This is a genomic window from Streptomyces sp. NPDC059255 (genome assembly GCF_042752355.1).
Classification (GTDB): Bacteria; Actinomycetota; Actinomycetes; order Streptomycetales; family Streptomycetaceae; genus Streptomyces.
Genome location: NZ_JBHYZP010000078.1, coordinates 1 through 8970 on the forward strand (window position 1 = coordinate 1; position 8970 = coordinate 8970).

Sequence of the window (8970 nt, forward strand, 5' to 3'; positions counted from 1 at the left end):
GCTTCCCGGCCGTACGGAAGCCCCCGGCGCCCCGGCTCCCGGGCGTACCGAGCGACCGGGCGACCACCGAGATCCTGCGCGCGACGAACGGCTACCTGCTCACCAGAACGCACCGGGGCGAGCGAACGGACCTCCTGGCGGTCTACGCCCCCACCTCCGGACCCGACGCGAAGGCACCGGCCTTCGCCCCCCACCCGCTGCTCACCTTCAGCACGTCGATCTTCCTGCCTGACGGCCCCTGACGGCCCCTGACGGGCTCCAAGGTTGCCGGAGAACACGTAACACCCCCTGGGGAGAACCCCCCAGGGTTCCCCTAAGGGATGTCACAGCTCGGCCGCAAAGGCCCTCCTGTTCCCCACCTCCGTCACCGCGCCTGTCAGGAGCGGGTACGTTCGATTGCGTGGCTGGATTCAGGATCGGACGCGGCCGGGACAACCGCACGTCGCAACAGCAACCGCAGCAGCAGCCGTACGGACGGCAGGCGCCGCCCCCCACATACGGGGGCGGTCAGCAGGGCGCGCCGTCGTACGGCCGGCAGCAGTGGCCCCCCGCGGGCGGTGGTCCGCAAGGGGGCGGCGCGCAGTACGGGGGCGGCGGCCGGCAGGGGGAACCCGAGTACTTCGGTGACCCGTACGGGCAGCAGCAGGGGCACGGCGGCGCGCCGCAGCACCACGGCGACCCGTACGCCAACAGCCCAGGGCACACCCAGCAGTTCAGCATCGACGAGGACCGTTACGGCGACGGCGCCCCCTACCAGGCCGGCGCGGCCCCGGCTCCGGCCGGCCCGCGACTGCCCTGGAAGGACCTGCTGAGCGGCATCGTCCTGCGCCCGGCGCAGACGTTCCTGCAGATGCGCGACTACCCGATCTGGGGCCCGGCCCTGATCGTGACGTTCCTCTACGGGCTGCTGGCGCTGTTCGGCTTCGACACGGCCCGTGAGGAAGCGATCAACGCGACGCTGACCACGGCCATCCCGTACGTCCTCACGACGGCCGTCGCCTTCGTCATCGGCGGACTGATCCTGGGCGCGGTCACCCACTCGCTCGCCCGCCAGCTCGGCGGCGACGGCGCCTGGCAGCCGACCGTGGGCCTCTCCATGCTGATCATGTCGATCACGGACGCCCCGCGCCTGCTCTTCGCGCTCTTCCTTGGCGGCGAGAACTCTCTGGTGCAGATCATCGGCTGGGCGACGTGGGTCGCGGCGGGCGCGCTCTTCACGGTGATGGTGAGCAAGTCGCACGACCTGCCGTGGCCGAAGGCGCTGGGCGCGTCGGCGATCCAGCTCATCGGGCTGCTGTCGCTGCTGAAGCTCGGCACCCTGTAGGGGCCGTAGGGGCTATGGGGGCCGTAGAGGCCGGGGGCGGGCGCACCGCCCCCGGAAGTCCCTGAAGCCCCCTGCTTCCCCCTGGCTAGTCCTCACCGCGGCGCACGACGGGCGGCTCGACGCTCCAGGGGAAGTTGATCCAGTACTCGGTGCGCCTCCACACGTACTCGCACTTCACGAGCGAGTGCGGCTTCTCGTAGATGACGGCGCTGCGCACCTCGGCGACATGGCCCGTGCAGAAGTCGTGCACGAGCTTCAGGGTCTTGCCGGTGTCGGCGACGTCGTCCGCGATCAGGACCTTCTTGTCGGAGAAGTCCACGAGATTCGGGACGGGCGCGAGCATGACGGGCATCGCGAGCGTGGTCCCCACACCCGTGTAGAACTCGACGTTGACCAGATGAATATTTTTGCAGTCGAGTGCATAGGCGAGCCCGCCGGCGACGAAGACCCCGCCGCGCGCGATGCTCAGTACGACATCCGGTTCGTAACCGTCGTCCGCGATGCTCTGCGCCAGCTCGCGCACCGCGCGGCCGAACTTCTCGTACGACAGGTTCTCCCGGCGCTCGGTCATGCCCGTGTCACACCTGCGTCCGGTGGAAGTTGAGGTACGAACGCGAGGCGGTCGGCCCCCGCTGCCCCTGATACCGCGACCCGTACCGCTCGGACCCGTAGGGGAACTCGGCCGGCGAGCTGAGCCGGAAGAGACAGAGCTGCCCGATCTTCATCCCGGGCCAGAGCTTGATGGGCAGGGTCGCCATGTTCGACAGTTCGAGGGTGACGTGCCCGGAGAACCCGGGGTCGATGAAGCCGGCGGTCGAGTGCGTCACCAGTCCGAGCCGCCCGAGGCTGGACTTGCCCTCCAGCCGGGAGGCGATGTCGTCGGGCAGCGAGATGACCTCGTACGTCGACGCGAGCACGAACTCGCCGGGATGCAGGATGAACGGCTCGTCGCCGGCGGGCTCGACCGTACGCGTCAGATCGACCTGCTCGACGGCGGGGTCGATGTGCGGATAACGGTGGTTCTCGAACACCCGGAAGTACCGGTCGAGCCGTACATCGATACTGGAAGGCTGCACCATCGTCGCGTCGTACGGATCGAGGCGCACGCGCCCGGAGTCGATCTCGGCCCGGATGTCCTTGTCTGAGAGAAGCACGCCCCGAGGATACGCAAGGCGCGCGAGCCCACCCCAATCGGGCAGCCCCGCGCGCCTCACCCGCCCAGGGTCAGCGCTGCTCCACCTGACCCCGCTCCACCTTGTTCACCGTGTTCACCCTCTCCACCGACAGCTCCACGGGCACGGCATGCCGCAACCGCGCACACCGCGGACACCGGATGAGCCGGCCGGGGCCGATCCGTCCGGCACCGAGCTGCTGCATCGGGAACGAAGCAGTACTGAACACGTGCCCTTCGGCACAGCGGACGACGGTGCGTTCCATCAAGTCCATCAAGTCCCTTCCCCAACAAACGCGGACGAACGCCCACACTAGGGGATGATCGGGACACCACAAGAAGCGGCACTCCGCCCCGACCCTACGCCCCAACTCCCGCCCCCACCGCCCGCCGAACGCACTTCCCGACCCCCGACGACACCGACCGAACCGGGGAGCGAGCGACACCCGGGGCCGGGGATGAGGTAGAGTGTCCGACGATGCGAAGCCGATCACCGGCTCGCCAAGCGGGTGTAGTTTAATGGTAGAACATGAGCTTCCCAAGCTCAGAGCGCGAGTTCGATTCTCGTCACCCGCTCCACAAAGAACCCCCATGTCAACGACCCGGGGGTTCTTTTTTTGTCTAGACCTCTCTTAAGGAGTCCTTTCAGAAAGCTGGGAGTCTGCGAGCGAGCGCCATGCAGTGCGCGAGCTGGAGGAAGGCATCGTGCATGTCGTCGCGTGCATCCCAGCGGATCCGTAAGCGGCGGGGGCCGTGGAGATGGGCGATGACGGACTCGGTGACCCAACGGACGCGACCCAGTCCCGAGCCGTGCGGCTGACTGCGGTGAGCGATCTTCGGGGTCGCGAAGCTGTCGGTGGTAGATGTCGTGAGCGTACCCGCGGTCGCCGTACACCGCGCGCGGCTTGCGGCGGGGACGGCCCCGTTTGCCCCGCACCGGCGGACGGCCGTCGACCAGGGGCAACAGCTGGGTGACGTCGCATCCCAGACGCCGTCCGCTTGCCACTCGGCCATTCGCCGCCAGGACGTCGGCCCCGAACCGAAACCCAACTCCTGCGGCAGGTAATCCCGCTGAACGCCCGTGTAGAGGCGAACAGGATCCCCTGCAGCGTCTTGCGGTCGTCGATCCGCTATCGGCCCGGATGCCGGTAGCGGCGTTCGCGCCTGGGCAGGAGGGTTCGATCACCGCCCACAGCTCGTCACTGATCTCCCATGGCTTCGGCCCAGCCATCCTCACCCCGAGGAACGAGGTCACCTGCCCCTCTACCGTGCCACATGAAGATCATTCTGCAAGGACTCGTTAGCGGGTACGCCAAGAGCTGCCCGATCCGCTGGCAAGCTCCAGCCCCAGACCGACCTCGAACCGCCACCTACAGGTTTATACGCAGTGGAAACTCCCTGACACTGCCAGCAACAGTAGGTCAGTATGGAGGTATGACCAGGATTGCAGATACCGAGTGGGCTATCAGTCAGCTCGACCGATTCATTGAACTCACAACCCTTCGAGGAGCGGACAGGTTATTCGGGATTCGAAAAAGGCGGCGCAAGGATGAGATCATAGAGCTTTACCACATCGTAGAGAAAATCTTCAGTCACGTTGACCCGAGATGGAAAAATAAACGAAGTATTCACCTCGATCGCCGCTGGGAACCAGACCGAGAGATGGCTATTCAGATTCGCACCCGCATCCTCAAGGAGGAAGACACCAAGGAGAAGCTGGGCGACAATTCCCCCCGCCTTAGCGCTGGATCACTCCATCCTTGGGTGTGGGATGGAGCAAGATCACTCTGGCAGAGTAAACACTTCCGAGAGGCTGTTACCGCTGCAGCGAAGCAAGTAAATGCAGAGACGCAGAATAAGCTAGGGCGTCGGGATGCATCGGAAACAGCACTATTCAACTCGGCTTTCTCTACTGATCGCCCAAAACCTGGCCAGCCGCGCCTCCGGTTGACTACAGATGATGGAAGTGACACTTTTCGCAGTATGCAGAGAGGGGCACGGTCTTTTGCCGAGGGATGCTATGCGGGAATCCGGAACCCTAATAGCCATGAAGTCATTCTTGGCGATTTACCCGAACATGAGGCGCTAGAGCATCTTGCTGCTTTCAGCATCCTGGCCCGCTGGGTTGACAATTCATCCGTTGAACTTTTCTAGAGCCACCAAAAAGAATTTTCGAGGCACTGAACGACCAGTGATTCCACGCTCGCGCCCTCGACCAGGTTCAACAGTGACGAGGCGCTGTTTGCGGTACAGCACCGAATTACCGCAACCTCGGTACTATTGGTGTCTTCCCGCGTACCGTCCCGAGCTGATGCGAGGCTTTCACGCGGGTTGGCGGCCGTTCGGGTTCTCTTACGAGCTGATGCTCATCGGCAGCGGGCTGCTCTACCCGTTCCGGTACTCCAAGACCAAGTCAGACGTACGCAGCGCGCGCATCCCCAGCCAGTCCCGGCTGGTACAGGAGCTCTTCACCTTCGCACCGGCGCCGAAGCACACCCAGGACCCGTTCGACCTCGACTTCGGACCGACCATCCCGACCGCCGAACCGCGTGGCGCTCTGGCGACCGTCCCGAAGGGCACCCAGCTGATCCTGGTGCCTTTCGCCTGCAACGCCTCCGAGCTCCTTGAGGCGTACTGGGGCATCGCGGCGCCCGGAATGAACCGGCGGCTGGAATGGGCCACCGATCCCGAGCCGCTCCACCTGCCTCAGGCGGTCACCTCGTACACGCTGCGGCCGATCAGCATTCCGAACCAGGTCACGGCACATACCAGCTTCGCCGACGGAACAGAACCCACCCTTACGCTGTCCTCTCGTACCGCCTCGGACCAGGCCCTGCACGTACCCGTGCAGACCGAGGCAGAACCCGTCGAGGACCAGAGCAGCGAAGACGATGCGACCCATTAAGCAAGACCTCATTCCCGGTACGGAAGAACGAGGCACCACACCACGTGCTGTCTCCGACGCCTTCGATCCCACCCGGCTGACACAAGCCCGTCGGCTGGCGGAGATGACGAAGAAGGACGTGGCGGCCCAACTCGGGGTGACGCCTGCCGCTGTGGGGCAGTACGAGACGGGGGTGTCGAGGCCACGACCTGACTTGATCCCCCGGCTCGCGGAGATCCTCGGGGTTCCGGTGACGTTCTTCCTGCTGGGAAGACCGGCCAATCGGCTCGACGCTTCCATGGCACATTTCCGAAGCCTGCGCAGCACACCGAAGTCCCAGCGAGAGCGTGCGCTCGCCTTCGCCGAGCAGGTCTGGGAGCTTACGTACGCGCTGGAACAGCGGATCCAGTTGCCTCTCGTCGATCTGCCCGGTTTCGCCGGCGGGGAGGTCCACCCCGGCGAGGAGCTGTCTACCGACCCCGCGTCCGCCGCCCGCGAGCTGCGCAGGCGCTGGGGCCTCGGCGACGGCCCCGTCACGCACCTGGTGAGGCGGATGGAATCCCACGGGATCGTGGTGGTCATGCCACCTGCCAGTGATCCTTCCGCCGCGAGTGTGGACGCCTTCTCCACCCGGGCCGCGCGGCCACTCGTCGTTCTGACCGCCAACCGGGCCGATGGCATCTATCGGCACCGGTTCACGGCTGCCCATGAGCTGGGCAACCTTGTGCTTCACGGCGACGCCACCGGTGACAGCCGCCAGGAAAAGGAGGCAGACGCCTTCGCCGCCGAGTTCCTGACCCCCCAGGACAGCATCCTGCCGCTCCTGCCTCGACGAATGGATCTTGCACGCCTGGCCGAACTCAGAGGAGTCTGGGGAGTCTCCCTCCACTCGCGCGTCTACCGCTGCCGCGAGCTGGGGCTGATTTCCGACGCCACCGCCAGCAGGACATATCAGCGCCTACGCGCTCTCGACGGCCAGCCGGGCTTCACCGCGGAATCCGTCTCGAACTTCCCCGGTGAACGGCCTTCGCTGCTTGGGCAAGCCTTCGACCTTGCTGCCAGGGAAGCGGGCCTATCGGATTCCCGACTGGCTCATGAACTCGCCTGGACAAGCGAGAGGGTGCAGAACCTGCTGGGCGTCCAGGAACAGAAGCCGGTGCTCCGGCTGGTCCAACAGCCGTCGCCGATCGACCTCAGGAGCCGCAGGCGCGGTTCGCTGCCGGATCTCCGACAAGTCCTTCCTACATCAACACGGCGCCAAGCCAGCGGTGCATCGAAGGCCATGAACTCGCACCGTACGCCCCAGGCCCGATAACGGGCCCGTTCGCCACAACCTCCGCCGCCGGTCGGCATTACCTCGCCGCGCGGACAGAGCTGTTCGCCACGGTCAAACAGGTGGACGGTCACCCAAAGCGATGTTGCCGCCGGGTCCCGGCTGATGCGCGCGGAGGGGGTTCCTCCCCTTCGCGGGAGCACACCTCCCTGCGGCCCCAGGCCCGAAGCCGCTCGTCTACTGCCCCAGCCGGCCCTGAGCCGGTCCACGGAGCCGCTCGTTGCGGGCCAGCCCCATCCCAGCCCTTCAAGGCGGTACACCAGGGTCAGAAGCGGTCAATCCAACCGGCTCCCGTACACCTCGCGGACACACGTAATCCCTGGTCAGAGCACTGCGGCACTCCGGAGCGCCGTTGATTCCCAAGCTCAGAGCGCGAGTTCGATTCTCGTCACCCGCTCCAATGACTCAGGCCCAGGTCAGGGACGTGATCCCCAACCCGGGCCTTTGTGCTGTCTAGACCGGTCTAGGCGTCGCGCACCACCTCCGCACCACCCTCCCGCTCCTTTTGCTGCTCAGCACCCTTCGCACACGCGGCCCGGACCATCTCGTCCAATCCGCTCGCCACCTCTCGCTGCCGCTCATGGTCCGAGTGCTGGTAGATCAGCGCGGCTTTCTCGGACGACTGTCCGGCACGGACCATCGCGTCTTTGAGCGTCGCCCCGGACCGGGGGGCCATCGTGTGCCCGGTGTGACGAAGATCGTAGAAGCGGAGGTCGTCCGGCATCCCCACCACGCTCCGCGCCTTGCGCCACTTCCGTCCGAAGGTGAGCGCCGGAACGGTGCTCCCTTCTCTCCCACGAAGAGCAGCCCCTCCGGCCCCTTCTCCGCGTACCAGTCGAGATGCCTCTTCAGGTCCAGCGAGAGAAAGGCCGGCAGAACGACGTACCGCTTCCCCGCCTCCGACTTGGTCTCGCCCACGGCACGTTCGCCTATGTTCAGTTCCGGCGCCGCCTTGCGGACCCGGATCGTCATCGCGTCCAGGTCGACGTCTTTGCGCCGAAGCTCCGCCTGTTGGGCCGCAGCGGACCGTAGCCACCGAGATAGACCATGAGGCGCCACCGGATGCCGACCGCTTCGGCGAGCGTGTCCACCTGCTCTACCGTGGCGATCTCGCGTTCGGCAGGCGACTCCTTGCCCGCTCCTCGGATGCGGCAGGGGTTGCGGCGAATGGGTTCGTCATCGGTGGCCGTTTCGAGGATCGCTTTCAGCAGCCGGTACGCCTTGGCCACGGTCGTCGCCCCGGTCGCCTTGCGGCGTTCCGCGCGCCACTCACGCACCTTCGGCGGGGTGATCTGGTCAAGGTTGACCGTCCCGAACCGAGGAAGGAGGTGGAGCCGCAGCAACCGCCGGTACAGCTCAACCGTGGTTGCCGAGAGCTCCCGTTCGTCCACCCATTTCAGCGCGTACACCTTGAAGTTGACCCCACCCGCGTCGGGGTCTCGCCAGTCTCCACGGGTGAGATCGGCCTCCACCTGCGACAGCCAGACCTCGGCGTCGGTCTTCGTGCCGAAGACATCCGGGGCCCGCCGCCGCTCCCCCGTCGAATCGAGGTAAGAGGTGGTCCAACGACCGGAGCGGTACTGACGTACTGCGCCGAATCTCCGCATGCTCTTGCCCTTGCTGGGGCCTTTCCTGGGCACTTACGCGACCCTCCTGGCACTGCGGCGGGGACGGATCGGCTCGACGGTGTTGGCCGCGATGTACGCGGAAAGCGCGCTCTCCGCGATGCGGACGTGCGCGCCAAGCTTCACGAAGGTGATACGACGCTCAGCGACGAGCCGCCGGTGGAAACGCTCGGTCGTCCCCAGAAGCTCAGCCGCTTCCGGGATAGACAGGTATTTCTCACGCAAGAGGTGCTCCTTGTTGGCGCGGCGGCGCGCGTGGATTCAGCCCTTGCTGTGGTCGATGACGTTGCCATTGGAGCAGTTGCTGAAGTGGACCCCAGTCACCCAGCACGCGCACGACGGCGGCTTCCTGCAGGCAGGCGAGGGCGGCGGTCGTGAGGTTCTGGTCGCTGGGCGCGTTGCTTCCGGCCCGGAAGGTGATGTCGTCGTCGACACGTGCAGGCGTGGCCAGGCCGAGCCGGGCAGAAGCCGACACGGCGACCGTGATCCTCTTCTTCAGGGCAGGTCGGCGACCACGCGACAGGCGGGTAGCGCCGCAGTTACTGAGGTTGAACTCGTGGAGTCGTAGGGGCTGACGGTTCGTCGCTCGTGCGGTATCACCGGGGCATGCGGTATCCACAAGGGGGCGGGCTG

Annotated in this window: 10 protein-coding genes, 1 tRNA gene and 2 pseudogenes; 6 read left to right on the top strand and 7 right to left on the bottom strand. The window is 66.0% G+C overall.

Annotation, left to right across the window (positions count from 1 at the left end):
- The coding region (locus tag ACFXKG_RS40730; protein WP_384850526.1) for a hypothetical protein at positions 1–242 on the top strand (242 nt) is incomplete at its 5' end.
- 158 nt (positions 243–400) lie between these two features.
- A complete protein-coding gene (locus ACFXKG_RS40735) occupies positions 401–1324 on the top strand; it encodes a Yip1 family protein (protein WP_384850529.1) in 924 nt (307 codons plus the stop codon).
- An 85-nt stretch (positions 1325–1409) separates the two neighbouring features.
- Here the strand turns inward: ACFXKG_RS40735 and ACFXKG_RS40740 are convergent, their stop codons facing one another.
- The 3 genes from ACFXKG_RS40740 to ACFXKG_RS40750 all read right to left on the bottom strand — a co-directional run bounded on the left by ACFXKG_RS40740 (position 1410) and on the right by ACFXKG_RS40750 (position 2770).
- Complete coding sequence (locus ACFXKG_RS40740; RefSeq protein WP_384850532.1) at positions 1410–1895, bottom strand: phosphoribosyltransferase; 486 nt, start codon at positions 1893–1895, stop codon at positions 1410–1412.
- Positions 1896–1902: 7 nt separating this feature from the next.
- Positions 1903–2478, bottom strand: coding sequence for a dCTP deaminase (gene dcd, locus ACFXKG_RS40745; RefSeq protein WP_384850535.1), 576 nt, complete (start codon positions 2476–2478; stop codon positions 1903–1905).
- Positions 2479–2548: 70 nt separating this feature from the next.
- Positions 2549–2770, bottom strand: a complete 222-nt coding sequence (locus ACFXKG_RS40750) for a hypothetical protein (protein WP_384850538.1) — start codon at positions 2768–2770, stop codon at positions 2549–2551.
- A 230-nt stretch (positions 2771–3000) separates the two neighbouring features.
- On the opposite strand from ACFXKG_RS40750, the gene ACFXKG_RS40755 reads away from it, so the two are divergent.
- Positions 3001–3074, top strand: a tRNA-Gly gene (locus ACFXKG_RS40755).
- Positions 3075–3140: 66 nt separating this feature from the next.
- Here the strand turns inward: ACFXKG_RS40755 and ACFXKG_RS40760 are convergent.
- Positions 3141–3726: pseudogene (locus ACFXKG_RS40760) on the bottom strand (transposase).
- Positions 3727–3929: 203 nt separating this feature from the next.
- Here ACFXKG_RS40760 and ACFXKG_RS40765 point away from each other — a divergent pair.
- The 3 genes from ACFXKG_RS40765 (at position 3930) to ACFXKG_RS40775 (ending at position 6694) form a co-directional block, all read left to right on the top strand.
- On the top strand, positions 3930–4649 hold the full coding sequence (locus ACFXKG_RS40765; protein WP_384850540.1) for a TIGR02391 family protein: 720 nt from the start codon (positions 3930–3932) through the stop codon (positions 4647–4649).
- Positions 4650–4806: 157 nt separating this feature from the next.
- The gene (locus tag ACFXKG_RS40770) at positions 4807–5400 is read left to right on the top strand and encodes a hypothetical protein (protein ID WP_384850543.1); all 594 of its coding nucleotides are present in this window, start codon (positions 4807–4809) and stop codon (positions 5398–5400) included.
- The gene (locus ACFXKG_RS40775; RefSeq protein WP_384850546.1) at positions 5387–6694 is read left to right on the top strand and encodes a helix-turn-helix domain-containing protein; all 1308 of its coding nucleotides are present in this window, start codon (positions 5387–5389) and stop codon (positions 6692–6694) included. Before ACFXKG_RS40770 ends, ACFXKG_RS40775 begins: the two co-directional genes overlap by 14 nt.
- A 481-nt stretch (positions 6695–7175) precedes the next feature.
- On the opposite strand, the pseudogene ACFXKG_RS40780 reads toward ACFXKG_RS40775, so the two are convergent.
- The 3 genes and pseudogenes from ACFXKG_RS40780 to ACFXKG_RS40790 form a co-directional block, all read right to left on the bottom strand.
- A pseudogene (locus ACFXKG_RS40780) lies at positions 7176–8319 on the bottom strand (tyrosine-type recombinase/integrase).
- Positions 8320–8352: 33 nt separating this feature from the next.
- On the bottom strand, positions 8353–8562 hold the full coding sequence (locus ACFXKG_RS40785; RefSeq protein ID WP_384850549.1) for an excisionase family DNA-binding protein: 210 nt from the start codon (positions 8560–8562) through the stop codon (positions 8353–8355).
- A partial coding sequence (locus ACFXKG_RS40790) for a hypothetical protein (protein WP_384850552.1) occupies positions 8555–8970 on the bottom strand: 416 nt, incomplete at its 5' end. The genes ACFXKG_RS40790 and ACFXKG_RS40785, both read right to left, overlap by 8 nt.

What these genes read in the sequence shown, in the direction of transcription:
- ACFXKG_RS40770 (WP_384850543.1), top strand. Translation starts at nt 4,807, where the DNA reads ATGCGAGGCTTTCACGCGGGTTGGCGGCCGTTCGGGTTCTCTTACGAG.
- ACFXKG_RS40765 (WP_384850540.1), top strand. Translation starts at nt 3,930, where the DNA reads ATGACCAGGATTGCAGATACCGAGTGGGCTATCAGTCAGCTCGACCGA.
- ACFXKG_RS40750 (WP_384850538.1), bottom strand. Translation starts at nt 2,770, where the DNA reads ATGGACTTGATGGAACGCACCGTCGTCCGCTGTGCCGAAGGGCACGTG.
- ACFXKG_RS40775 (WP_384850546.1), top strand. Translation starts at nt 5,387, where the DNA reads ATGCGACCCATTAAGCAAGACCTCATTCCCGGTACGGAAGAACGAGGC.
- ACFXKG_RS40740 (WP_384850532.1), bottom strand. Translation starts at nt 1,895, where the DNA reads ATGACCGAGCGCCGGGAGAACCTGTCGTACGAGAAGTTCGGCCGCGCG.